22 protein-coding genes and 1 tRNA gene are annotated in these 25,187 nt (G+C 65.3%); 15 read left to right on the top strand and 8 right to left on the bottom strand.

Going from position 1 to position 25,187, the window contains the following annotated elements; all coding sequences use genetic code 11:
- The first annotated feature begins 5 nt into the window (after window positions 1-5).
- Window positions 6-1,025, top strand: a complete 1,020-nt coding sequence (locus OPIT5_23005) for a thiamine-monophosphate kinase (protein ID AHF92667.1) — start codon at window positions 6-8, stop codon at window positions 1,023-1,025.
- Complete coding sequence (locus OPIT5_23000; protein AHF92666.1) at window positions 1,012-1,446, top strand: hypothetical protein; 435 nt, start codon at window positions 1,012-1,014, stop codon at window positions 1,444-1,446. The genes OPIT5_23005 and OPIT5_23000 overlap by 14 nt, the downstream gene beginning before the upstream one ends.
- Window positions 1,447-1,463: 17 nt before the next feature.
- Here the strand turns inward: OPIT5_23000 and OPIT5_22995 are convergent, their stop codons facing one another.
- Window positions 1,464-2,537, bottom strand: a complete 1,074-nt coding sequence (locus OPIT5_22995; protein AHF92665.1) for a LacI family transcriptional regulator — start codon at window positions 2,535-2,537, stop codon at window positions 1,464-1,466.
- A 55-nt stretch (window positions 2,538-2,592) separates the two neighbouring features.
- Between OPIT5_22995 and OPIT5_22990 the strand changes: the two genes are divergently transcribed.
- From OPIT5_22990 to OPIT5_22980, 3 genes are all read left to right on the top strand, one after another.
- Window positions 2,593-3,402, top strand: coding sequence for an N-terminal cleavage protein (locus OPIT5_22990; GenBank protein AHF92664.1), 810 nt, complete (start codon window positions 2,593-2,595; stop codon window positions 3,400-3,402).
- An 83-nt stretch (window positions 3,403-3,485) separates the two neighbouring features.
- Window positions 3,486-4,190 carry a hypothetical protein gene (locus OPIT5_22985; protein AHF94654.1) on the top strand — a complete coding sequence of 235 codons (705 nt, stop codon included), beginning with the start codon at window positions 3,486-3,488 and terminating at the stop codon, window positions 4,188-4,190.
- A gap of 55 nt (window positions 4,191-4,245) precedes the next feature.
- On the top strand, window positions 4,246-6,594 hold the full coding sequence (locus tag OPIT5_22980) for a hypothetical protein (GenBank protein ID AHF94653.1): 2,349 nt from the start codon (window positions 4,246-4,248) through the stop codon (window positions 6,592-6,594).
- Between the two features lie 95 nt (window positions 6,595-6,689).
- Here the strand turns inward: OPIT5_22980 and OPIT5_22975 are convergent, their stop codons facing one another.
- From OPIT5_22975 to OPIT5_22965, 3 genes are all read right to left on the bottom strand, one after another.
- Complete coding sequence (locus OPIT5_22975; GenBank protein ID AHF92663.1) at window positions 6,690-7,520, bottom strand: phosphomethylpyrimidine kinase; 831 nt, start codon at window positions 7,518-7,520, stop codon at window positions 6,690-6,692.
- A gap of 243 nt (window positions 7,521-7,763) precedes the next feature.
- Window positions 7,764-8,450: a thiamine-phosphate pyrophosphorylase gene (locus OPIT5_22970; protein ID AHF92662.1), complete on the bottom strand. Its 687-nt coding sequence runs from the start codon at window positions 8,448-8,450 to the stop codon at window positions 7,764-7,766.
- On the bottom strand, window positions 8,440-9,279 hold the full coding sequence (locus tag OPIT5_22965) for a hydroxyethylthiazole kinase (GenBank protein AHF92661.1): 840 nt from the start codon (window positions 9,277-9,279) through the stop codon (window positions 8,440-8,442). The genes OPIT5_22970 and OPIT5_22965 overlap by 11 nt, the downstream gene beginning before the upstream one ends.
- Before the next feature lie 157 nt (window positions 9,280-9,436).
- Between OPIT5_22965 and OPIT5_22960 the strand changes: the two genes are divergently transcribed.
- The 4 genes from OPIT5_22960 to OPIT5_22945 all read left to right on the top strand — a co-directional run bounded on the left by OPIT5_22960 (window position 9,437) and on the right by OPIT5_22945 (window position 14,856).
- The gene (locus tag OPIT5_22960; protein AHF92660.1) at window positions 9,437-11,557 is read left to right on the top strand and encodes a hypothetical protein; all 2,121 of its coding nucleotides are present in this window, start codon (window positions 9,437-9,439) and stop codon (window positions 11,555-11,557) included.
- Between the two features lie 80 nt (window positions 11,558-11,637).
- Window positions 11,638-12,252, top strand: a complete 615-nt coding sequence (locus tag OPIT5_22955; protein ID AHF92659.1) for a riboflavin synthase subunit alpha — start codon at window positions 11,638-11,640, stop codon at window positions 12,250-12,252.
- Between the two features lie 3 nt (window positions 12,253-12,255).
- Window positions 12,256-13,302 carry a DNA polymerase gene (locus OPIT5_22950; GenBank protein ID AHF92658.1) on the top strand — a complete coding sequence of 349 codons (1,047 nt, stop codon included), beginning with the start codon at window positions 12,256-12,258 and terminating at the stop codon, window positions 13,300-13,302.
- Window positions 13,303-13,374: 72 nt separating this feature from the next.
- A complete protein-coding gene (locus tag OPIT5_22945) occupies window positions 13,375-14,856 on the top strand; it encodes a peptidase S14 (GenBank protein ID AHF92657.1) in 1,482 nt (493 codons plus the stop codon).
- A gap of 310 nt (window positions 14,857-15,166) precedes the next feature.
- On the opposite strand, the gene OPIT5_22940 is transcribed toward OPIT5_22945, so the two are convergent.
- A complete protein-coding gene (locus tag OPIT5_22940; protein AHF92656.1) occupies window positions 15,167-15,748 on the bottom strand; it encodes a peptide methionine sulfoxide reductase in 582 nt (193 codons plus the stop codon).
- 115 nt (window positions 15,749-15,863) lie between these two features.
- On the opposite strand from OPIT5_22940, the gene OPIT5_22935 reads away from it, so the two are divergent.
- Window positions 15,864-16,109 (top strand): hypothetical protein, encoded by a 246-nt coding sequence (locus tag OPIT5_22935; GenBank protein ID AHF92655.1) that lies wholly within the window; start codon window positions 15,864-15,866, stop codon window positions 16,107-16,109.
- A gap of 247 nt (window positions 16,110-16,356) precedes the next feature.
- Entirely contained in the window at window positions 16,357-17,253 is an 897-nt protein-coding gene (locus OPIT5_22930; GenBank protein ID AHF92654.1) for a Biotin-protein ligase, read from the top strand.
- A 56-nt stretch (window positions 17,254-17,309) separates the two neighbouring features.
- On the opposite strand, the gene OPIT5_22925 is transcribed toward OPIT5_22930, so the two are convergent.
- Complete coding sequence (locus tag OPIT5_22925) at window positions 17,310-17,669, bottom strand: hypothetical protein (protein ID AHF92653.1); 360 nt, start codon at window positions 17,667-17,669, stop codon at window positions 17,310-17,312.
- A 97-nt stretch (window positions 17,670-17,766) separates the two neighbouring features.
- Entirely contained in the window at window positions 17,767-19,386 is a 1,620-nt protein-coding gene (locus tag OPIT5_22920) for a hisitidine kinase (protein AHF92652.1), read from the bottom strand.
- Between the two features lie 142 nt (window positions 19,387-19,528).
- Between OPIT5_22920 and OPIT5_22915 the strand changes: the two genes are divergently transcribed.
- The 4 genes from OPIT5_22915 (at window position 19,529) to OPIT5_22900 (ending at window position 24,008) form a co-directional block, all read left to right on the top strand.
- A complete protein-coding gene (locus OPIT5_22915; protein ID AHF92651.1) occupies window positions 19,529-21,610 on the top strand; it encodes a von Willebrand factor A in 2,082 nt (693 codons plus the stop codon).
- Window positions 21,611-21,668: 58 nt separating this feature from the next.
- Window positions 21,669-22,367: a protease gene (locus OPIT5_22910; GenBank protein ID AHF92650.1), complete on the top strand. Its 699-nt coding sequence runs from the start codon at window positions 21,669-21,671 to the stop codon at window positions 22,365-22,367.
- 95 nt (window positions 22,368-22,462) lie between these two features.
- A complete protein-coding gene (locus OPIT5_22905; GenBank protein ID AHF92649.1) occupies window positions 22,463-23,872 on the top strand; it encodes a glutamate--tRNA synthetase in 1,410 nt (469 codons plus the stop codon).
- Window positions 23,873-23,932: 60 nt separating this feature from the next.
- A tRNA-Gly gene (locus tag OPIT5_22900) sits at window positions 23,933-24,008 on the top strand.
- Between the two features lie 136 nt (window positions 24,009-24,144).
- Here OPIT5_22900 and OPIT5_22895 read toward each other — a convergent pair.
- Window positions 24,145-25,167: a LacI family transcriptional regulator gene (locus OPIT5_22895; protein AHF92648.1), complete on the bottom strand. Its 1,023-nt coding sequence runs from the start codon at window positions 25,165-25,167 to the stop codon at window positions 24,145-24,147.
- Window positions 25,168-25,187 lie beyond the last annotated feature (20 nt).

The raw sequence follows: 25,187 nt of genomic DNA, 5'->3' as shown, positions 1-25,187 counted from the left end.
TTGCCGTGCATCCGTTTACCGACACGTTTTCCGAATCCGTCACCGCGCAGGGGGAGCGCGGGTTGATCGAGGCCATCCGGGGCTGGCTGGGCGGCACGGCGCCGCGTCCGCCGCACGGCATGGGCGATGATTGCGCCGTATTGCCGGCGCGCCGGGAAGCGGGCCGGCATGGCGGGGCGCGCCGCCAGCTCGTTACCGTCGATCCGGTGATTTACGGGCAACATTTCGACGATGGCGTGAGTCCGCAGAACGCCGGCGCCAAGCTGCTGCGGCGCAACCTGAGCGACATCGCGGCGATGGGCGGCCGGCCGCATTCGGCGGTGGTGGCGCTGATGCTCGACGGGCGCGTGAAGACGGCCTGGGTGGAGGGTTTTTATCGCGGCATGGCTCGCGTCGCGCGCAGGCACGGCGTGGCCCTCGTCGGAGGGGACGTGGCGGCATTGCCGGGCGGCCTGGCGGCCACGCTGACACTGGTCGGCGATGCGCCGTCTGCTCGCGGGAGCCGTGTGCTGCGTCGCGACGGAGCCCGGCCGGGAGACCGGATTTATGTGACCGGCAGGCTCGGCGGCAGCCTCGCGAGCGGGCGGCATTTTTCCTTCACGCCGCGGCTGGCCGAAGGCGCTTGGCTGGCCGGGCGGCGCGAGGTCCGGGCGATGATGGATATCAGCGACGGGCTGGCGAAAGACCTGTTCGCACTGACGCCCGCCGGCTGCGCGCCTGCGCTGGAGGAGGCGGCGCTGCCTCGTCACCGAAATTGTGATACGCGATCGGCGCTCTGCGACGGCGAGGACTACGAACTGCTGCTGGCAGTCGCGGCGCGGGCGGACCGGACGGCGTTCGAGGCGGCGTGGCGCAAAAAATTCCCGGGGCTGCGGCTCACCTGCATCGGGCGGTTCGTGCCCGCCGGGCAACTGCCCCCGGGCGCGCTCGATCTGCGGGAGTTTCACGGATTCGAACATCTTTACTGTCGGAATGAGGATACCTGCGGAGTTTTTCATCCAGACCAAGACCATGACCATCGTTGAAAAATTGCGCGGCGGGGTGACGACGACATCGGCTGCGGAGTCGCAGGCGATGGCTGCGGAGCTGGCGGCGGTGTTGCCCCCCGATACCGTGCTGGCGCTCCATGGCAATCTCGGCGCAGGCAAGACAACGTTTGTGCAGGGGCTCGCGCGCGGCCTCGGTATCGACGGAGCCGTGACAAGCCCGACGTTCAACATCTTTACCCTGCACCGCGGCGGCGGGCGTGTGCTCGCGCATCTCGACGCCTATCGTCTGGAAAACGAAGGACAGATCGAGGATCTGATGCTGGAGGATTTTCTGGTGAGCCCGTGGTGGCTCGCGGTCGAATGGCCGGAGAAGATCGCCGGCTGGATTCCGCCCGGCGCCTGGCACCTCGACCTCGGCATCGCCGGCGACGGGCGGCACACGATCCGGTTGCGGTAGGTAGAGGGGAAGGTCGGTTACTGCGGTCTCGTGGTTTTCCCGTCGACCCATGAGCCCCGGATAAAGGTCGCCTGCGGGTGCCCGGGCAGGCCGAGATCGTTGCGCTGGATAAGGCCGGCGAGGATGTCCACCGCGGTGCGGCCGATGACTTCCGGTTCCTGATACACACCGGAAACCTCGTCGTCGGGCGCCATGCAGTCGAGTGTCGCGACCCCGATGTCGGCCGGTACCCGAAGCCCTTCGGCCTGCAACCACGGTCGTACCGAGGCCAGATGCGGCGGGATGGTCAGGATGACGTCGGGACGGTGCTGGCGCAGCCAGGCCACGAAACCCTCCCTCGGCAGCGGGCTTGCCGGCATCCAGGGAGGCACGCGTTGCCGTGCAGGTTGCCGGCTGTTATGTTCGAGCACGCCGCCGGACCAGATGGAACGCACGCGGTTGTTGCTGTTTTCATTGAGGGCAAGCCCGATACGGCGGTAGCCGAGCGCCTGCAGACGTCCGCAGGCCAACCGGATGGTCTCCCAGTGGTGATTGCACACGGTGTGCATCGAGGCGTCGAGCAACGAGAACGTCAGCGAGACACAGGCGAAATGACGCCAGTCGAGATCGAGCGGCGCGGGTGTCGGCAGGGGGACGACGACGATACCCGACACGTTGCGCGCACGCAGAATCTGGGTGGCGCGCCGCGGCGTCATGTGCTCGCGGTCGAACCAGAACTCCTCGACATGGTAACCCGTCTCGGCCGCGCGCTGGTCAATTCCCTGTCGGCTGCGCACGTAGCCCGGCGCCCGTTTCCACTGGTCGGCCGTCGCCGCGGCGGTGAGAAACGCGATTGAAAAACCGCGACGGGCTGCGACCACGCTGCCCGTCGCACCGGAGATGTCCTGCACGGGAGCGGTACGCCGGTGCGCACGCAGGGCTCCGAGCACGGGATCGGGACGGTAGCCGAGTTGGCGGGCGATCTCCCGGATGCGCTCGCGGGTGGCCTCCGGCAAAACGGGACGGTTGCGAAGCGCGAGCGACACCGTCGTCTGGTGCACACCCGCCATGGCCGCGATATCCTGCATCGTCACTCGCCGGAAAGTCGTCATTCTTATGTAAGCATAATGTCCGCTTTGACCTGTTTCAGGCAAGCGCGTTTGCTGTATGCACACTTCCCCCGCCATCCCCGTGAAAAACACCAAGCCCGAATCCACGAATTTACCAGGTCCCGCCCCGAAGCGGAGTCGGGCCTTCACCCTGATCGAGTTGCTGGCGGTGATCGCCATCATCGGCATTCTTGCCGCGATTCTCATCCCGACGGTCGGCAAGGTGCGGGAGTCTGCCCGCGCGGCCCAATGCCTGGGCAACCTTCGCCAGATCGGAGCGGCGATGATCCTTTACGCGAACGAAAACAAGGACGCCCTGCCCTACGGAACCGGTATCAGCGGTGACGAGAACGGCAGACGCTGGTCGGAAGTTATCGCCACTTACGCCGGCTTCAAAACGCCGACGGGCGACATTCCGGCCGGCAAAATCTTCTGGTGCCCCTCCGAAAAGAACCTGCCCGTCTCCGGCTGGTGCTGGAAGTTTTCGCACTACGGCTGCAACCCGCAAATCTCGCCCGGCGTCCAGAGTTCATGGTCGAGCATTCCGGCCAAAATCCGCCTGGGCGAGATTCCGCGCGCCTCGCAAACCTTCATCGCGATTGATTCCACGGTGAACACAAACACGGCTCCGGACTCCGAGGCCATCGCCTCCTACGGCGTGTATGGCCAGACTGGCGTTCAGAGTTCCGGGGCCGACTGGTTGGCCAACGCCAACAAGCCCATGCCGCGCGAGGATATTCCCTACAAGGACAACCGCCGCGTCAGTTTCCGCCACAAAGACCGCGCCAATCTTGTTTTTGCGGATGGTCATGCCGCCGCCTTCGCCGAAGGCCAGCTCCAGTACCGCCATGCCCAGATCAAATACTGATTGGGAAAACAGAAGCAGCCCTTCCTTCCCCTCTCTCCCTCCGTATCGAAACTGTAATGACGAATACATGAACAAAACCCGCCATGAAATACTCCAACAGAACCGCTAAATTTTTTACTGGCGCGCTGGCCGTCCTGACGCTCGCGTTCGCAGCCGCAAGCACGACCCGCGCCGAGCCCGTCACGCAGACTGTCATCGGAAACCTGAGTGCGACACAGACCGGCAACGGCTATATCAAAAAAGCCGATGGCGCCGATGGCGGACGCGCCGTCGGTTTCACAATGGGCGACACCGCGCTCGTGCTGGACTCCATCACGCTGCGGTTGAGGTTCAATGGCAACGAGTGCGAGGTAGACGTTTCACTCTGGAGCAAGAACGAAAATGCAAACAGACCCGGTTCGCTCGTCGCATCCATGACCCCCTACACGACAACCCTGAACAGCAGCGATCCTGTTGACGTAACGTTCAGCATGCCGAGTACGGTCACACTCGTAGCGAATACAACCTACTATATCGTCGTTCGCAGTGCCAAGGACGACTTCTACTGGTCGTATGCCGCGAGCGGCACCTATTCGATGGGAGCGGGGGCAAGCTTCGTGAATGGACTTTACTCGGATAGCGGCAACACAACCCCTGACACATGGACGAAAACCAGCTCTGTTTGCCCGTTCCTCGAAGTCAATGCGTCCCTCCCGGGCAACATCCCGGAAAACAGCATGACCTCGCTGGCCCTTGGCGCCGGAGCCGTTCTTCTGACTGGCGTGATTGCGTTGCGGCGCAAACGCTGAACGCATCTCCGTCCCCCACCTCCAATTTTTTGAGCAATCCCGCGCCGGGATTCGGATGGATTTCGTCGTGCGCGGGCTTGTCGCATTCCATCCTCCTTTTCGAATTATCATGCCAACAACCACCCTTGCGTGCCTGCGCTTGTCGAGTGCGCTTGCCACCGCCGCCGCCGCGACCGTCGCCAGCACACTTGTTGCCGCGGCCGACACGGTCGCGACGGAGGCCGACTCCGCAAACATCGAAGCCGCGCTGATACCCTTTGTCATGCCTTGGGACGACGCTTCCGAAGGCGTCACGAATCTCTCCGCGTGGAACCACAAACCCGCCGGCAAGCACGGTTTTGTTTTCGTCGAGGACGGTCACCTGTATATCACCCAGGCGAAGGATGGCAGCGGGAGCAACCGGGAGCGCATTCGTTTTTTCGGAGTGAACCTTTGTTATACGGCAAATTTTCCTGCGAAAGCGGACGCCCCGAAGATCGCCACACGCCTGGCTCGCTTCGGCATCAATTGCGTGCGTTTCCACCATATGGACGCCGGCGCCGCGCCCGGCGGGCTCCTCTCCGCCGATCTGTCCGGGCTGGACCCCGCGCAGCTCGAACGCCTCGACTATTTTGTCCACTGCCTCAGGGAGCAAGGCATCTACATCAATCTCAACCTCCACGTCAGCCGCAGGTATCCCGATTTTCCCTACGATAATGCGCTCAAGGCGAATACGCGCTACTTCAAGGGGCTCGACCAGTTCGTCCCGGAGATGATCGACTGGCAAAAACGCTACGCCCGCGAGCTGCTCCACCACCGCAACCCCCACACCGGCCTGCGTTATGCTGACGATCCGGCAGTCGCCTTTGTCGAGATCAACAACGAGAACGGTCTTTTCGCCAACTGGTACAACAGCCGCCTGGAGCCGGACAAACTCGCCCCCGTCTTCACCGAAGCCCTCTCAAAACTCTGGAACAACTGGCTCGCCCGAAAATACGGTTCTGCCGAAAACGCCCGCGCTGCGTGGCAAAAAAACGCAGCGAAAAGCAGCACAGCGGAAGCGATGAAGAGTGGCGGGAACTCCATGCCGGTTGAGATTCCGCGTCGGCGTTTCAGCCAAAACGGGAACCGTGCCATGCTCGCGGACTGGACGCGTTGTCTCTACGAGACCGAGCGTGACTATTACACAGACATGCGCGATTTCTTGCGTGGCGAACTCGGAGTCCGCTCGCTGGTCGTCGGTTCCCAGCCCGGCGGCAGTTACAGCATGGTCAACGTTCAGGCGGCGATGGACGTTGTGGACGCTCACGGTTACTGGGCGCATCCTGAAAACAGACCCGACCCGCTCCACCCCGAATGGCCGGCAAGCCAGGTCACCAACGAGTCTCTTGTGAACGCCCCCGCCGCCGGCCCGCTGGGCGTGCTCGCGCAATACCGCGTGGCGGGAAAGCCATTCAGCGTTTCGGAATACAACCACTCCTCGCCGAACACCTTTTCCGCCGAAGGATTTCCGCTTCTCGCCGCCTTCGCCGCGCTCCAGGACTGGGATGCGATTTACGCCTTCGCGTGGTCGCACGGAGGCGCATGGGACAGGCGCCGGATCGCCGGAAATTTTGACATCCACCAGCACCCCGTCCGTCTCGCTACCCTGCCGCTCGCCGCCGCCTTGTTTCGACGTGGCGACCTGCGCGCACCCGTCGAGCACGCGCAAAAGCCAACCGATTTCCCCCTCGAATCCGTTCTCGAAAGCATTCTGCGCGACAGTGTTCACCGCGCCAACGCCGGGCGTTTTGGCGCCGACCGCCGTGACACCCTGCGCGCGCCCGTTTCCTTGCGCCTCACCGCAACCGGCGCGCCCGCGACCAAGGCTGCCGAACCAATTTATACCGGCGCGATTCGCAGCGAGGGAGGCCAGTTGACGTGGGATGCCAATGCTCCGCACGGGGTAGTTTTGATCGACACCCCGCACAGCAAGGCCGTCGTCGGTTTTGCCAACGGGCGCACGTTTGCGCTTGGCGGCGAAACCGGTGCGTCGGGTTCTTCCGCCCGGGTCACCATTCATCCGGGCAAGACTTTGCAGGACTGGTCGGTGATCGGCCTGATGGCGAAGTCGGACCGCGATCCGGGCGCGCCGGGCGAAGCCCTGCTCGTTGCCTGCGGCTACACGCAGAACACGGGCATGCGCTGGCACGACGCCGGGAAATCGCGTCTGAAAACATGGGGAAATCCGCCCACGCTGATCGAGGGCGTGCCCGCGGAGATCACGCTGGAGTTGCGCGAAGGCGCGACCGGAACCGAGGTGTGGTCGCTCGACGAGCGCGGCCGGAGGGTCCGGTCCCTTCCGGTGAGTGTGGAGGAGGGCGTGGCCCGCTTCCACATCGGTCCGGAGTTTCGTACGCTGTGGTACGAAATCGTGACGCAGTGACGGGCGACACACGATCCGGTTGCGGTAGTCCGCGCATCGCATTTGTCGCCTGGTCATGCAAACGGGCGCACGTGAGTGAAGTGCGCCCCTTGTTGCTACGACGGGCTGCAGCCGCAGCCGCGGCGCAGCCAGAGGGCGTGGAAGTGGTGGACGGGGCCGTGACCGTGGCCGACGTCGAGCTGGCCGGAGGCGGCGATGGCCTTGCTGATGTAATCCTTGGCGGCGCGGATGGCGTCGATCGGGTCGGCGGCGTGCGGCAGCAGCGCGGCGATGGCAGCGGAGAGCGTGCAACCGGTGCCGTGTGTGTTTTTCGTGGATACACGCGGGGCGCGCAGTTCGTATTGGGCGCGACCGTCGTCCACGATGTCGATGCTCTCGGGTCCGTCGAGGTGGCCGCCCTTGAGCATGATGATCCGGGGGCCGAGGGCGCGCAAGGCGCGGGCGGCATCGCGCATTTCGTCGAGCGTGCGCGGCGCGGGCCGGTTTCCGAGGAGGACGGCGGCCTCGGGCAGGTTGGGGGTAAGCACTTCGGCGAGCGGCAGGATCTCGCGGCGCAGGGCATCCACGGCTTCGCGGGCCAGCAGGTGGTGGCCGCTTTTCGCCACCATCACGGGATCGACCACGAGCCGGCGCACATGGTGGCGGCGCAGGCCGTCGGCCACGGTCGTCACCGTGGCGGCGTCGCCGAGCATGCCGAGCTTGACGGCATCGATGCGCACGTCGGCAAAAAGCGTGTCGATTTGTTGTACGATGAACGCGACCGGCACGGGCTGCACGCCGGTGACGCCCTGCGTGTTTTGCGCGGTGAGCGCGGCAATGACGCCGGTGCCGTAAGCGCCGAGCGCGGAAAAGGTCTTGAGGTCGGCAAACACGCCGGCCCCGCCCGAGGGATCGACGCCGGCGATGGTGAGAAGGTTGGGAATCATCGGGAAAAGCTGAAAATGCTGAATGCTGAAAAGCTGAAATGAACTTCTAAAAAAACCGGAAAGTTAACCACCAATGCACACTAATGGTCACTAATTAAAAACATAACAATCCGATAAACAGTGGGTTACTTCGGACCGGATTAGTGTCGATCAGTGTCCATTAGTGGTTAAAAAATGAATTTTCAGAACCTCCCTGAAATGAAAACAGGCAGGTGCAACCTTCTCGCGACAGGTGGCGTTTTTTCAGTTTTTCAAAGAGCGGAGGGTGCGCGCGGCGGCAGCGGGATCATCGGCGGCAGAGAGCGCGGAAACGACGGCGAGGCCGGCGGCTCCGGCAGCGAAGAGGGCGGCGGCGTTTTTTCCCGAAATGCCGCCGATGGCGACCACGGGCAGCGTGCTGGCGCGGACGATCTGCGCAAAGGTTTCGAGCCCGAGCGCGGGCGCGGCGTCGTCTTTCGAACCGGTCGGGAACACGGGGCCGACGCCGAGGTAGTCCACGAGGCCGGCCGCCGGATCGAGGACGGACGCCGCCAGCTGGGACGGATGCGTGATCGAGAGACCAAGGAGTTTGCGCGGTCCGAGCAGGCGGCGGGCGACATCCGCCGGGAGGTCGTCCTGGCCGACGTGCGCGCCATCGGCATCGACGGCGAGCGCGAGATCGATGTGGTCATTCACAATCAGCGGCACTCCGCGGGGGCGGAGGAGGTCGCGGAGGGCGAGCGCGGTTTTGTAGCGTTCACCTTTGCCGCCGCGGGTGGCGCGGTATTGCACGATGCCGACGCCGCCGGCAACGGCCGCATCGACCGCGTGCAACAACGCCGCGCGGTCGCCGCCGGGTCGATAACGTGAAGGCGCATCGGTGACGAGGTAGAGTGTGTAGTCGGGCGCGGGGCGCGCCGGAGAGGCGGCGGAGGAAACGTCAGGCGGCATGAAGTTTTCCCCGGGTTCGCACGAGTTCGGGCGAGAGTTCGTCGAGCGCATCGAGCAGCGCGATCTGGAAGGAGCCCGGACGCGTGGCGCGTCCGGCGGCGAGGTCGCCGGCCAGACCCATGAGCACGGCGGTGGCCGCGCCCGCCCGGAGCGGCGAGTCGGCCACGGCGGCGCAGGCGGCGGCCACGGCGCTCATGGCGCAGCCGACGCCGGTGACACGCGTCATCAGCGGATGGCCGTTGGCGATGGCCACCGTGCGGGCGCCGTCGGTTGCGTAGTCGATCGCGCCGGTGACCACGACTGCGCCGGCGGTCTGCGCGGCGAGGCGGCGGGCGGCGTCGAGGGCGGCCTCGGCGGGGTCGCCGCTATCGACGCCGCGGCCGCGTCCGGCGCCGCTCTCGCCGGCGAGGGCGATGATCTCGGAGGCGTTGCCGCGGACGAGCGCGGGGGATTCGTTGACGATCTCGCGGGCGAAGCGGGTGCGGACTTCCAGCGGGCCGACGGCGACGGGATCGAGCACCCAGGGGCGCCCGGCCCCGCGGGCGGTGGCGATGGCGCGGCGCATGGCCACGATCTGTTGTTCGGTGAGTGTGCCGAGGTTGACGAGCAGCGCGTCGGCAAACGGGGCGAATTGCGCGGCTTCCTCCGGGTGCTCGACCATCGCGGGCGCGGCGCCGATGGCGAGGAGGACGTTGGCGGTAAACCCCTTGACGACATCGTTGGTCAGGCAATGCACCAGCGGATGGCGGGCGCGGAGGCGTTCGAGCACGAGGGCAACCTCCTCGAGTGTCGTGGCCGGAGTGGCAGAGATGGCGTTCCTGGTGGACATCGCGAGAGACTTCGCCCGGGCGGGCGGAGGGTGTCAACCGCCTGCGAACTTTCCCGGGCTGCCGGCCAGGCCGGGACGATCTCCCAAAAGTTCGCATCTTCCGAAAAAAGGTTCGTCGTCACGCGGATTGCCATGCGGAATCGGAGGTCTCCTGCCCATGCATTACCGCTGCAAACTGTTGTCCGTTGTTCTCGCCTGCGTCCTCCTCTGGTTTGGTGGTTGCACGGCCTTGCGGACGCCGACGCTCCTCACCCGGCAGCAGGGTTCCGCCCTGATCGAGGAAGGCCATGAACTGGCAGCGAAAGGAAACCATGCCGACGCCATCGCCGCTTACGACCGCGCGCTCAAGCTGTTGCCGGAAGAGGCGGATGTCTGGTATGCCCGCGGCGAATCGCATCTCGCGCTGGTCAAGCCGGACGCGGCTCTGGGCGATTTTTCACACGTCATCACCTTGCGGCCCGCGATGGCCGAGGCATGGGCCGCGCGCGGCCAGGCGTATCTGGCCATGGCGAAGCCGGACGAGGCATTCCGGGATTTCACCCAAGCGCTCGAACTCGATCCGAAGCAGGCCGGGATCAGGGAGCAACGGGGACGCATTTCGCTCGACCGGGGTGAGCTGGACGCGGCTCTCGCCGACTTTGACGGGGCGCTGGCGCTTTCGCCGGGACTCGCGCTCGCGCACCTCGGCCGCGCGCGGGTGTTTCACGCCCGGGGCGACACGCAGGGCGCCATCGCCGCGTACTCCGAAGCCATCGCGGCCGATCCGCTGCTGGCCGACGCCTTCCGCGGCCGCACCGCCATGCTGCTGGAGGAAAAACGCTTCGGCGAGGCCGCGCGGGATATCGACTCCGCGCTCGTGCTCGCTCCTCGCGACGCCAGCCTCTGGCTGGCGCGGGCCCGCGTCTGGCGGGCAACCGGTTTTCCCGAGAACGCGCTCGTGGATATCGCCAGATCCCTCGAGCTCTCGCCCCGCAATACCGCGGCCCTTGTCGAGCAGGCGCTCGCGCTCGAGGACACCGGCGATACGGCCGCGGCCCTCCGGAATCTGGATGCGGTGCGCAAGGCTGCCCCCGACGAAAATTTCGCGTGGCTGCAAACCGCCCGGATTTATGGCAAGCTCCGGCGCGTGGCGGAAATCCCCCCGCTGCTCACTCCCTTCATCGAAGCGCACCCGCAGGATGCCGAGGCGCTTTCCACGCGAGGCAGCGCCTGGCTCGACCTCGACCGGCTCGACTCCGCCGTCGCCGATTTCCGGGCCGCGCTCGCCATCAATCCCGACCAGCACTGGGCCCGTTACCTGCTCAGCCTCTCCCTCCTGAAATCGCGCAAGCTCGATGAATCCCGGACCGAGGCCGAGGAACTGATCACGCGCGCCCCCGACCTTGCCCTCGGCTACCAGGCCCGCGCTTTTGTCGAAAAAGAGCGCGAGGAGACCGATGCCGCGCTCGCCGATTTCGGCCGTGCGATCGAACGCAACCACGACGCGCCCTTTGCCCGGATCGAGCGCGCCCGCATCCTCCTCGCACGCGGGGCGGCCGCCGAGGCGCTGGCGGATCTCGATGTCGCTGCCCGTTCATCGTCCGAACCCGTCGTCCAGATCAACCGCGGCGAGGCCCTGCACCGGCTCGGCCGCCTGGAAGAGGCCGTGACGGCTTACCAGGAAGCCCTCAGGACGGACCCCGGCCTGGCCGATGCCCGCAAGGATCTCGGCCTGCTCCTCATGGAGCTCAACCGCCTCGACGAGGCCGACGAACAACTCTCGGATGCCGGCAAACTCGCTCCGGGCAGCGGTGACGCACCCAACCTCCGCGGCCTCGTCTGCCTGATCTCGGCCGATTACCCCGCCGCCATCGATCGCTTTCAGGAGGCCATCGACGACTACAAGACGAAACAGAGTTACGTGCACCTTTCGCTGTACCTCGCGCGCCGGCTCACCGGGTTGTCCGATCCGACATTTTCCCGCGAGATCACCGGCTGGGACAACCCCTGGTTGAAACAGCTCGGTGAACACCTGCTCGGCCGCGTCTCCGCCGACGACGTGTTGCAGGGGATTGCGAAAAACAATCTCCAGCCGCGCGAGCGTTACCTGAGCGAGGCGCGCTTCTATATCGGGATGTCGTTCCTGCTGAAGGGTGATTCCGGCCAAGCCCGCGAGATGCTGGAACTGGCGTCGAAATCCGGCGAATTCCGCCTCTACTCGCGGGTGACCGCCGCCGCCTGGCTCCGCCACGGCCTGCCGGCGGGAGAGCCCGGCACGAGCGAAAAAGCCAAACCGTAAAACCGCGTTTCACCTTCTTCCGTTTTTTTACGCCGGTTGAGCCTTGAGAAACCGGGAGCGAACGTCTCAATCGTGCCCTCATGTTTACCGGTATCATTGAGGAAACGGGCACCGTCGAATCCTTCACCAAGGGTGACGATGCATGGAAACTCCGCCTCGCCACGCGGCTCCCGCGCGAGGACATCGCCCCGGGCGACAGCATCGCGATCAACGGCTGCTGTCTCACCGTCACCGGGTTCGACGCCGATTTCATCCGGTTCGACCTCCTCGAGGAGACCTATCGCCTCACCAACATCGGCAAGCTCGCGCCCGGCTCGGCCGTCAACCTCGAGTGCAGCCTGCGCTTCGGCGGCAAGATGGGCGGCCACTTCGTCACTGGCCACATCGACGGCCAGGGCGTCATCGAGATTTTCGAGCAGCGCGGCAGCGATTATTACCTGCGCGTGAAGGCGCCGGCCGGCACCGGGCTCAACCTGATCGAAAAGGGCAGCATTGCCATCGACGGCATCTCGTTGACGGTGGCCGAAGTCGAGGGCGACACGTTCGCCGTCTGGCTCATCCCGACCACGATCACCGTCACCAACCTGCGCACCCGCCGGCCCGGTGACCACGTGAACCTCGAATTCGACATGCTCGGCAAGTATGTCCAGAAACTCGCCGCCGCGCACCTCGTCGGCCAGACGCAAGCCGCCTGAGCCATGCGCGCTTCCCTCCGCGCCCTCACCGACGAACTGAAACGCCTCAAGGCCGACGGCGTGACGGCGCTGTCGGTCTCGCCGGAAAGCATCGCCCTCCTCCGTGAAGCCGTGGGCAAACTCCAGGCCGCATCGCCCTCCTCCCCCCCTGCGGGCGCAACCGGAAGTGATGCCGGCATCCGACGGAGCGGCGGCGTCCCCGCCGCCGGACGCGCGCCAGCGCGCCCTTCCGATCCTGCGGGACTGGGGTCCCGTCCGGCGGCGGGGACGCCGCCGCTCCGGGAACAGGCTGACAGCACTTCCGGTTACGCCTCCTCCTCTGCTGCCGTCCCCGCACCGCGGCCCGCCGTCCGCATCCCGGCCGCAGCGCCTGCGCCGGAACTGCCGCCGCCGCCCGAGGTCACGCTGCCCGCGGGTGACAAGGCTGCCCGCTGGGCCTGGCTGAAAGACTTCGTCACCGGCCACCCCGTCTGTCGCGCCCACGTCCGCCCCGGCAAACAGGTGGTGCTCGGCGTCGGCTCGCTCGACGCGAAAATCATGTTCGTCGGCGAAGCGCCTGGCGCCGAAGAGGAAGTCCAGGGCGAACCCTTCGTCGGCCCCGCCGGCCAGCTCCTCACCCGCATGATCGCGGCGATGGGTCTGAAACGGGAGCAGGTTTACATCGGCAACATCATGAACTGGCGTCCGCAGATCCCGACGCCCGAAGGCCACGAACAGATCGGCAACCGCCCGCCTTCGCCCGAGGAAATGACGTTTTGCCTGCCGTTTTTCCGCGCCCAGGTGGAGATCGTCGATCCCGATGTGCTGGTGGCGCTCGGCTCGACGGCCGCGCAGGGCATGCTCGGCGTCGGCAGCTTCACGACACTCGGCTCCATCCGCGGCCGCTGGCGCGAGTTTGGCGGCAAGCCGCTCATGGTGACGTACCACCCCAGCTACATCCTGCGCAACCAGTCCAGCCGCTCCAAGCGCATGATCTGGGAAGACCTGCTCAAGGTCATGGAGCGCGTCGGCCTGCCGGTTTCGGAAAAACAGCGGGGATATTTTCTGTAGATTTCGCAAAATTCACCGAACCGCTGCATCCGTTTCCGAGTCTGCCACACTCACACGATTCCCTTCCCGCCTATGATGACCTGCCGCCTGTTATGCCTGTTCCTGTCGCTCACGTTTGCCGGCGCCTCCTTCCCGGCGCTTTATTCCCAACCCCAGCCGGTGGCGACGCCACCTCCCGACGAACCTGCGGCAATCGACACCGGAACCGTCGATGAAACCGGACCTGACGATGCCACGGACGCCGCCGGCAAAGACGCGAAGACGGAGAGCCGGCCGGAAAAGCCCGACCCGCTCGCCGGCCTGAAACAGGAAAAGGAGCGTCTCGCGCTCGAAAACAGCCTCGCCGAGGAAAAACTCAAACAGCAACTCGCCGATCTCAACGCCGAGAAAAGCCGTCTGTCCGCCGAAATCGCGCTCGCCCAGGAGCGCAGCCGCAAGGCCGCTCTCGAACAGCAGGAGGAAATCGCCCGCCTCAGGCAGGCCACCGAGCTCATCAACCAGCGCCTCGCCTCCGCCCAGGCCGAACGCACCGCCGCCTCCGCCGCCGAAATCGCCGAGCTGAACCAGAAGCGCGAAAAACTTCAGGCCGAAAACGCCCTCGTCGCCGCGCAGGACGAAGCCCGGCTGCGCTCCATCAAACTCGAAACCCAGGAAATCCAGCTGAAACTCCAGCAAACCCAGCTTGCCCTCCAGCAGATGCAGGCCGAGCGCGGCGTGCTGGATTTCGAAATCGCCAAGCTCAACAGCCAGCTCGATCTCCGCGACAAGCGCGACCGCCTCCGCAATCTCGTCAAACACGAGATCGTCTACACCAAAACCCCGTTCCAGGACGGCGTCCTCACGATCAGCGACCGCCGCATCCCGCTCAACGGCGTCATCAGCATGCGCACCGCCGACTACATCCAGGAGCGCATCGACTACTTCAACAACCAGAACTCCGATTACCCCATCTTCATCGTGATCGACAGTTCGCCCGGCGGTTCCGTCATGGCCGGCTACAAGATCCTCAAGGCGATGGAAGGCAGCGCCGCCCCGGTTTACACCGTCGTCAAGTCCTTCGCCGCGAGCATGGCCGCCGGCATCACGACCCTGGCGAAAGAATCGTACGCGTATCCCAACGCGCTCATCCTGCATCACCAGATACTTTCCTTCTCGTATGGCAACCTCACCGAACAACGCGAAGGCGTGCGCGACCTCGAGGAGTGGTGGCGCCGCCTCGCCGCGCCCATCGCGCAGAAGATGGGCATCAGCCTGGACGAGTTCATCAAGCAGATGTACTCCAACCGGAGCACCGGTGACTGGATTGTCTTCGGCGACAAGGCGCGCGAGATCAAGTGGGTGGACCACATCGTGACAACGATCCGCGAAGAGTCGCTGGACCGGAATCCCGACAGCGTGGCGCGAGCTCCCTCCGCTGATGATGGCCGCCGCTTCGGGGGCGAACTGGAAAAAGTGGATGACTCCGGCCGCGCCTACCAGCTCCTCCCGCGGCTCAATCCGCTCGATTGTTACTACCTGTACAACCCCGACGGATACTACCGGCTGACGCGATAAGCGACACCGAGGCGCGGCGCCGTGGCACGGGCATCCGTGCCCATGATTCCGACGTGGCACGGGCTTCCAGCCCGTGTTCCGTAGCTGCCGACGCAAGTCGGGTATCCGTTGAGCGACGGAGCGGCGGCATTCTTGCCGCTGCGACGAGGCGCGTCAGCGCCTCGCCCGGTGCCTCGCCGTCCGGACCGGCGACGCGTTGCGTCGTCTGCAGCGGGATTGGCAGAAAAATGCCGCCGCTCCGTCAGACTCCGTAGTCGCCAGACAATTACTAACCCGGCAGGCCGAATACATCTCGACCCGCCGTTCCCCGCTACTTCGCTTCCGCCTTCCTCGCCGGCACGAATTTCAGCGCCGCCGAGTTCAGGCAATAACGCAGCCCCGTCGGTTCCGGACCGTCGGGGAACACGTGCCCGAGATGCCCGCCGCACCGCGGACAGGTGATCTCCACCCGGTCCATGCCGTGGCTGGTGTCGCGCGAATTGACCACCGCCTCCTTGGTGACCGGCTTGTAAAAGCTCGGCCAGCCGCAGTGTGATTCGAATTTCGCCTCCGACGAAAACAGCTCCTGGCCGCAACCCGCGCATACATAGACGCCGGCGGCCTCGTTGTTGAGGTACTCACCGGTGCCGGGGCGCTCGGTGCCTTTTTCGCGGAGGATGTGGAATTGCAGCGGCGTGAGGCGGGCGCGCCACTCGGCATCGGTTTTGACGACTTTGTCGGGCATGGGAATGGAGGAGGTTGACGGAAGCGGTGGTGAGTCAGAGGAAACGGGAGAAGAAGGCGCCGGAGCCCCGGCCTTGTCCGGCAGCGACGTCCGGGCGCCGTCACACCCCGGGAGGAGCGTGGCCAGGAGCAGCATGCCCGGCATGCAGAAGGCGGCGAACAGGTTCATCGGAATCCGGTGGCAGACATTGGAAAAACGGGCGCAGACACCGCGTTGACTTGCGGAGGAAGACCTTGGCACCATCGCCATTGTGAGCGAAATCGCAACCTGCCTCCCTTTTCCGCTGGTCCGCTGGCTGTCCACCCGCACCGGGTTCCCTGCCACGCGCCTGCCTGCCCGGGCCGAGTTGCTGCTCTGCATCGCCGCGGCCGCGGCCATCGATGGCACGGAAGCCGGCAGCGCTCCCGTCAAAGGCGGCGCCCGCCATCTGATCGAACGACGCAATATTGCTGGCGACGCCTCGCAACGCGCCCTCGCCCTGCGCCGCTCGCGCGTGCACTTCAAGTGCGACAACAGCGCCAAAGTCTGACGGACACCGGCAGCACCCGCGGCACCGGCGGCGGCCCGACACCCGCCCTCATGGTGGCGGGGACAGACTATCAGTTTGCTTTTTAGTTCAGGCGGAAGACTCCGCCCCGGTTTGCCGACGACCCGTCGCTATGCATATTTTGCTCATGCCGGACTACCACCCGGCAGCCAGTGACAAGAAAAGCTGACATCAGGCCATAGCCTTACGTGTTACCGCCCGATTCCAGGAAACCGCTACCACACCACCCATGCGTTGCCACGCGCTTCGTTTCTGCGTGGCCCTGTTGCTCGCCAACGGGGTTCACGCCGGGCAAATGACTGCCACGCCCGCCCTTGCCGCGGGCCACGAGGATCCGGGCGCCTTCGCCTGCGCCGCCATCACCGGCCCCGGCCCTTCGCGCAGCCTGCGCGTGGGTGTCTTCCGGCGCGACGATCGCGATGCCGGTTCGACGCTCAACTATGAGGCATTTGCCAGCCGTGCGAACCGGCTGCCCGGTGTCACCCTCACGCCTCTCTCGCCGCGGGACTACGCCCGCGCCGACCTGTCCCGATTCGATGTGCTCGTGTTTCCCGGCGGCAACAGCGGAGCCCAAGGCCGCAGCATCGGCGAAAAAGGCCGCGCCGCGATCCGCCGCTATGTCGATAACGGCGGCGGCTACCTCGGCATCTGCGCCGGCGCCTATCTCGCCACGACCGGTTATCCGTGGAGTCTCGGCATCCTCAATGCCCGCACCGTCTCGCCTCACAACTGGGCGCGCGGCGAAGGCCGCGTGGATGTGCAGCTCTCCGAAAGCGGCCGGTCGTTGCTCGGCGATTATCCGCAGGCCATTTCCATCACCTACGCCAACGGCCCGATTCTCGAGCCGCTGAACCGCGCCGACCTTCCCGGCTACACGGTGGACGCGTGGTACCGCAGCGAGATCGCCGAAAACGGCACCCCGCACAACGTGATGATCAACTCGCCCGCATTCGTCCGCGCCACCTATGGCCGTGGCCGCATTGTCGCGATCAGCCCGCATCCCGAACTCACGCCCGGCCTGGAAAACGTTGTCCCGCGCGTCCTGCTCTGGCTCGCCACCGGTGATCAGCCCGTGACGCCGCCCTCCGCCTCGCTGGCGATGACCGACACGCCGGCTCGCCGCTGAACCGGCCTCCTGCTCTTTCTTCGTCCTCCTGCCCGCCCCCCCCCGGACCGCCTGCGTCATCCGTCCCCGATCCGGCGGTAGCGGACCAGCACCGCCAGCGAACCGCGCCGCGACACAAACGCCTGCGGCCGCTCGCCATTTTCTTCCGCGTGGTAGCAGAGCTGGAGCAGGTTGCCGCGCCGCCGCATGATGGCGCGCAACCGCTGGCCCGCACCGGCGCCCTGCTCGCAGACGATGTCGATCTCGTGCCAGCCTGCGCTGCCGTCGCCGGAAATCTCGATCCGGCCCTCGTCGCGCTCGCCGCTTTCCCGGGTGATCGTGTAGCGATCCGCCTCGATCAGCATGACGAGGCCGGGCGGAGGCACCGCCTGTCCGCCAAATTCCGCCCCTTGAGGTTCCCAGATGCCGTCGATCATCGGATAAAAAGAAGCGGCGCGACCGGCCGGATTCAAGCGCCGGATGCCGCATGCGCAGACACCGGGACGGGGATACCCGGCTGCGCTCCTTGCTCTTTCATTCTTCCGCTGCCAGCCGGGCCTTCACTGTGCGGCGGTCCTGATCGAGGCGGCGGGCGGTCTCCTCCACCGTGATCGCCTGCGCATGGACATGACGCGTGTAGCGGCGCAACACCTCCTCCGCCGTCAGTTTTCCCGGTCCGAGCAACGCGTTCCAGTCGGCCTCCCCGCCGCCGCCCGCTTCCCTCCCCTGCCCCGCTCCAGGCCACGGACTCCCTCCCGCCTGCAAGGCCGGGCGATACTCCCCGCGCACGAGCAGATTGCGCATGCACTGCTCCAGTTCGCGGAAATTGCCGGGCCACGCATAATGCCGGCCGAGGTTTTTTTCGATCCAGGCCACTGCCTCGCGGCCGAATTTTTCTCCCTCTTCCTCACCGAGCAAACGCTGCGCCACATGGCCGGTGAGCAACGGCAACTCCGCCTCCGAGGCGTCGAGCTGCTCGCGCAACGACGGCGTGCGCACCACATCCGAACACAGCCGGTAATAAAAATCCTCTCGAAACCGCCCCGCGCGAATCTTCGCCGACAGGTCGCGGTTGGTCGCCGCGATGATTTTTCCCGAAAACCGCCGCGTCTCCGTGTCGCCCAGCCGCTGGAACGTCCGCGACTGCAACACCCGCAGCAGCTTCACCTGTATCCCCGTTTCCACTTCGCCGATCTCGTCGAGAAACACCGATCCCGTCGCTGAACACACGTCCATCCAGCCCGCCCGGTCCGCCAGCGCGCCGGTAAACGCCCCCCGCCTGTGCCCGAACAGCTCCGACTCGATCAGCGTCGGCGAGAGCGCCGCGAGATTGAGCGGGAAAAACGCCGCCGAAAAATCATCCGTGAACCCGCCGCGCCGCACGTCGTACGGCAGGTAACGCGACAACGCGATGGCACGCGCCACCAGCTCCTTGCCCGTGCCCGACGGCCCCGTGACCAGCGTAGCGAAATCCCCGATACGCGCGTACAGCGTCCGCCGGTAGCGCGGCAGGTCGTGGGTGAAAATCGACTGCCAGATCGCCGCCCGCAACCGCGCCATCGGGGCCGATCCGCCCGCCAGCGAACGGAAGATATGATGAAACGCCCGCCGGATCTGGAACGCGCACGCAAACAGATGCTCCACCGGCTGCCCCTCCAGCAATCGCAACCCCGGCAACGCCAGCAGCCGCTCCACATCCGTCCGAAAGGCCGGAAAGAAGTCCGCGCGCACCGGTTTTGCCCCCGCCTCGCCTGCCGTCGCCGCCCCTCCCGGTTCCGCCGTCTTTCCGTGTGCTGCCTCGGCCGCGCGGATCACGCGGTCGAACCGCTGCATGTACGTGTGGTAAAGCCAGAGTCCGGCAAGCTCGCCGTAAGCCGTGGCTTCCTCCCGGGCCACCCGGCCGTCACGCGGCCAGGCGCCCCGCGTCCTTTCGATCACCGCGCCCATCCGCTCCGTCAGGCGCACGTGATTGGGGTGGCTCGTTTCCGATGGCGGCAACGTATTCCAGGTGGCCCCCTCCTCCACGAACCCTTCGCCCAGCGCGTCACGCTCCCGTGCGATGCGCTCCGGCAAAAACGGATTGGTCGCGTTGATCCGCCGCACCGCTTCGGCAAACGACCGGTCCTCCTCCGAAAACAATCGCGGCTGCTTCATACATAAAATGTCACTGATGCTTACATTTTTTGTCAAAATATGAATTCAAAATAATCTACAAAATATCACAACACATTGTGATAAAGCATCTAAAGGAACACACACACAACCTGGCATATATCCGGCAAGGTCATCAGGCGTCATGAAAAACCAAGACCACATCCAACGTCCTTCCGGAGCCCGCCGCTTCCTTGCCTTCCTCGGGTTCTCCCTTGTTGCCGCGCTTCCCTGGGCCCTCATGGCAACCGCCCGCGGTGCCGGCACCCTCACTCCTGTCGGCTCGCCGCAGGCCCCGATCCAGATCCGGTCACACCAGGTCGATGTCACCATCAATAACGGATTCGCCCGCACCGAGGTCACCCAGATTTTTTTCAACCCCAACTCTGTCGACCTCGAAGCCGTTTACGCATTCCCCGTCCCGAAAAGCGCCAGCCTTTCCGAAGTGACGATCCATGCCGGCGAAAAGATTCTCCGCGGCGAGGTTCTGCCCAAGGCCGAAGCGCAGGCCGTGTATGAAGACGAAAAAGCCAAAGGCAACGACGCCGGCCTCGCCTCGAAGAACACCTACCAGACTTACGAATTCCGCGTGTCCTCCGTCCGCGCCAACGCCGAAACGCAGCTCTCGTTCGTCTATTACCAGCCCCTCGAAATCGACACCGGCGTCGGCCGCTACCACTATCCGCTCGAGGACGGTGGCACCGACGACGCCGCGCAGGATTTCTGGCAACCGGCCAACAGCCGCATCGAAGGCGGCGGCCCCGGCCGGCTCGTTTTCAATGTCGAACTCAAATCCGCCTGGCCGGTCGACGACGTGCGCGTGCCCGGCTTCGAAAACGCCGCCAGCATCCGGAAACTGGATACCGGCCACTACCAGCTCACCCTCGACCGTCCCGACGCCGGCCTCGATCGCGACTTTGTTCTCTACTATCGCCTCGCCGACAACCTCCCCGGCCGCGTCGAAGTCATCCCCTACCGCGCCGCGAAGGACAAACCCGGCACCTTCATGATGGTCGTCACGCCCGGCATCGACCTGCAACCCATCACGCGCGGCGCCGACTATACCTATGTGCTCGACGTCTCCGGCTCCATGCAGGGCAAGATCGCCACGCTCGCCAACGGCGTTTCCCGCGCCCTCGGACAGATGCGCGAGACCGACCGTTTCCGCATCGTCACCTTCAACAACTCCGGCCGGGAAGTCCTCGGCTGGACGCCCGCCACCCGTGCCAACGTCGAGCGCGGCGTCGAACTCGTCAAAAGCCTCACCCCCAACGGCGGCACCGATATCCATGCCGGTCTCAAGCTCGCCCTGCGTGACCTCGACGCCGACCGCGCCAGCAGCATCGTCCTCGTCACCGACGGCGTCGCCAACCAGGGTGTCGTCGATCCGAAGGCGTTTCATGCGCTCCTCAAGAAATACGACATCCGTTTCTTCGGCTTCCTCATGGGCAACAGCGCCAACTGGCCGCTCATGCGGACGATGGCCGACGCCACCGGCGGTTTTTACGCGGGTGTTTCCAACGACGACGACATCGTCGGCCAGATCCTCCTCGCCAAGTCGAAGATCGCCTTCGAATCCCTGCACGACGCGTCCTTCAGATTCAAGGGCGCCCGCGTCACCGAAACCACCGGCGACTACCCGCAAAAGATCTACCGCGGACAGCAGCTTGTCATTTTCGGCCGCTACGACAGCGCCGGCGAGGCCACCGTCCAGCTCAAGGCCAAGCTCACCGGCGAGGACAAGACCTACACCACGACGTTCAACTTCCCCGAGACCGACACCGACAATCCCGAGATCGAACGCCTCTGGGCCCTCGCGCAGATCGAGCAACTCGAGTTGCTGGAATCCATCGGCCAGCTCCCGCCCGCCGAGAGCAAGGATGCGATCACGCACCTCGGTGTGGAGTATCAGCTCGTCACCGACCACACCGCGATGGTCGTCCTCGACGACGCCACCTTCGCCGGTCGCGGCATCGACCGCAAAAACCGCGACCGCATCGCCACCGAACGCACCGCGCAGAGCGCCCGCGCGCAGCAGCCCGTCAAAAACTACCAGGTCGACGCGCAACAGCCCACGTATTCGCAACCCGCTCCCCACGTGAGCCGCCCCTACAGCAGCGGCGGCGGAGGCGGAGCCCTCGACAGCAAGGACGTGGCGCTGATGCTCTTCTTCGCCTTCCTCGCCTGGGCCGCGCACCTCGGCAGACGCGCGGCGCGCCAGCGGTAAACCATAAGCCCCATGGGACTCATGAGACCCATGGGGCTTATAAAAACTCCCGCCAGCCATGACCCGATTTCGCATATTCCTCCCCAGCCTCCCGCTCGTCACTCTCGCCATCGCCGCCGCGGCCTTGCTTGTCGCGGCGTTGCCTCCGGGGGTTGCCACTCTCCTCCAGTTCGATCGGGCCGGCTTCCTGGCGCACGGCGCCATCTGGCCGCTCTTCACCTCGCATCTTGTCCACTTCGGACAAAACCATCTGGCCTGGGATGTCTTTGCCCTCCTCGTCCTCGGCACGATGGCCGAGCGCCGTTCGCGCTTCGCGACCGTCCTCACGCTCTCGCTCGCCGCACCGCTCATCGTCCTGACAGTCTGGATCGCCCAACCGCAATTCATCACCTACCGCGGCCTCTCGGGACTCGACGCCGCCCTCTTTGCGCTTGTTGCGACCGGTATCCTTCGCGACGGACTCGTTTGCCGTCCCCGCCACCCGTTTTCTGTCGCCCTCGGGGCACTCGCTCTCGCCGGTCTGATCGCCAAATGCAGCTACGAGATCTTTTCGGGTGCCACGCTGTTCGTTCACACGTCTTCGTTTGCCGGCACCGCCCATGCGTTTGTCCCTGTGCCGCTGGCGCATCTTGCCGGAGGTGTCATAGGCGCGATGGTCGGCTTTTTCCGGGATACTCACCGCTGCCCGGTTCCAGTACCCGCCGGCACCCGTTCCTCCGCCCCGCCCTCTCCCGCCCCGCCATCGCACGGGTTTTGACAGCGCGGGGCGAACCGGTCTTGCTGACAGTTTTTCCTGTTCGCACCGGCACACCTGCCGGTGCCATCACCGTCAGCACATCCATCACATCCACCATGTCCCAGGTTCGCGTCCGTTTCGCACCCAGCCCGACCGGTTTTTTCCATATCGGCAGCGCCCGCACCGCGCTCTTCAACTGGCTCTACGCCCGCCACACCGGCGGCGTCTTCGTGCTCCGCGTCGAGGACACCGATCACGCCCGCAACAGCGAGGAGTTCCTCAACGTCATTTACGACAGCCTCCGCTGGCTCGGCCTGAACTGGGACGAAGGCCCCGGCGTCGGCGGCGACTACGGTCCCTACCGCCAGAGCGAACGCGCCTCCATTTACAGCGAGTACCTGCAAAAACTCGCCGACGCCGGCCGCACCTACGAAAAGGACGGCGCCATCTGGTTCCGGCTCGAAGGCGAGCGCTACGAGGTTTTCGACGAGCATCGCAAGAAGACCGTGACCAAGGTGCGCAACAAACCCGTCATCATCGACGACTGCATCCGCGGCCGCGTCGAGCGGACCGAAGACGAGGACTTCGTGATCGTCCGCTCCGACGGCAATCCTGTGTTCCACCTCGTCAACGTCGTGGACGACATTGCCATGAAAATCACCCACGTGATCCGCGGCGAGGATCATCTCTCCAACACCAGCAAGCATGTCGAGCTCTACCAGGCCTTCGGCGCGCCGGTGCCCGCCTTCGCGCACATCCCGCTCATCCTGAAGCAGCACGGCCCCGGCAAGATGTCCAAACGCGACCAGGGCGCGCTCGTCGAGGAGTATCAACGGCGCGGATACCTGCCCGAAGCCGTGGTCAATTTCCTCTGCCTGCTCGGCTGGAGTCCGAAAGACGACCGCGAAAAGATGCCGATCGAAGACATCATCCGTCTCTTCGATTTCCCCGGCGTCAACCAGAGCAACGCCCGTTTCGACGAGAAAAAGATGGCGCATATGAACATGGTCTGGCTGCTCGAACTCCCCGCCGACCGCTTTGTCTCCTGCGCCCGCGACTATTTCGAAAAACAGGCGCCCGCCGCGCCCGCGCTGGCCGCCGCGCCCGGGTATTTCCGCGACGTGATGCTGCTCGCGCAGCCCAAGATCAAGTCCGTCGAGGAACTGCCCGCCTACACCGCGTATTTTTTCACCGAGGATTATCCGACCGACGAAAAGGCGCGCGGGAAGATTCTCGCCAAAGGCGAGCCGAAAGCGCGCCTCGCCGAGCTCGCCGCCGCGCTCGCCGCGCCGTCCGCGGATTTCTCCGACGACACCGCCATCGAGACCGTGATCAAGGACACCGCCACCGCGCACGCCCTCGGTTTTGGCGACTACCAGCCGGTCGCTCGCCTGGCCGTGACCGGCCTCAACGCCGGTCCGGGCTTGACGAGCATTTTCCGGCTTCTCGGCCGCGACCGGGTGCTGGCCCGGCTGACCCGCTTCGCCGCGACACTCCGGGAACGCAAGGAGCCGAAAGATTTGTGAAAAAAGAAACAAATTCCTGTTGACCCGCGCCAGGCGATCCTTTTTCTCCCCCTCTCTCTCGCGGGTGTAGCTCAGTTGGTAGAGCACCACCTTGCCAAGGTGGACGTCGAGAGTTCGAGTCTCTTCGCCCGCTCCAGTTTTGGCACTGGCCCCGGTAACCCAAAAAGTTACCGGGGCTTTTCTTTTCCGGTTCCGGAAGCGGGGCGATCCGGATTGCCCGGGATTGCTCCGGGTCCCTGTCCGCGCATTTTTCTTTCGCAGGGAAGCCCGGCTCAGGCGGTGACGGGGCCGAGCGACTCGCGCAGGATAAAACGGGTGTTGATCGTGTGGATCAACTGACGAGGCGTCTGCTGTCCATCGGTCGCGGTGGCGTCCTCGACGAGCTGGTCGAGCGTGGCCACCGCCGCGGATGCGATCTCCGTGCGCGGGATGCCGACGCTGGCCAGCGGCGGACGCGTGAAAGGCGTGAACGAAAGATTGTCGATACCCACGATCGAAAGATCCCCGGGCACGCGCACGCCGCGCTTGTCCGCGCCGCTGATCGCGCCCAGCGCGAGGATGTCGGTCGAGCAAAGCACCGCCGTCACCTTCGCCGGCAACAGTTCGCCGACGGCACGTTCGCCGTCCTCGAACGACAGCGGGCCGGACGCGGCCGGAGCCGACGCGGCATCGAGCCCCTGCATCCGGAGCGCGCGGAGAAAGGCGTCGTGCTTGGCGGCGTCGGCCAGCCCGTGGATAAAACCGATGCGTGTGTGCCCGGCGGCCTTCAGCGCTGAAACCGCCTCGTTGATGCCGGACTCCTGCTGGATGCGGACGAGACCGGCAGCCTCGGGCAAGTTCCAGGCGTCGTTGGCAATGATGACAACCGGCAGGGATTTGAAGCGTTGCAGGAATGCGAGCGCGCCGGCGCGCGAATCCGCCACGAGGATGATGCCGTCCAGTCCTCCGCCGGCGGCGGCGCGCTGGAGCCCGGGCGACGGCTCCCCGGTTTTCTGGCCCAGCTCGAGATTGGTCGTGTAACCGCGCGCCCCCGCCGCCTTGGCGATCTCCTGGGCCAGCTCCATGTTGTAGTAGTCGAAAATCGGCGCCGTGCTGAAACTGTAATAGACCGCGATGATCGAGGTGCGGCTGGCGTTGAGACGCTGGGCGTGGATGTTGGGCGTGTAACCGTGCTCGGCGGCCAGTTCGAAAATGCGGGCCCGGGTGGCTTCGCGGATCCGGCCCCGGCCGGAAAAGGCGCGCGAGACCGTGGCAGTGGAAACACCGGCAAGGCGGGAGAATTTTTTGATATCCATGGATGGCAGCCGGACCGGCC

This window comes from Opitutaceae bacterium TAV5, assembly GCA_000242935.3.
Classification (GTDB): domain Bacteria; phylum Verrucomicrobiota; class Verrucomicrobiia; order Opitutales; family Opitutaceae; genus Geminisphaera.
The sequence above is the reverse complement of the archived record's forward strand: the minus strand, read 5'-3'. Positions and strand labels throughout refer to the sequence as shown.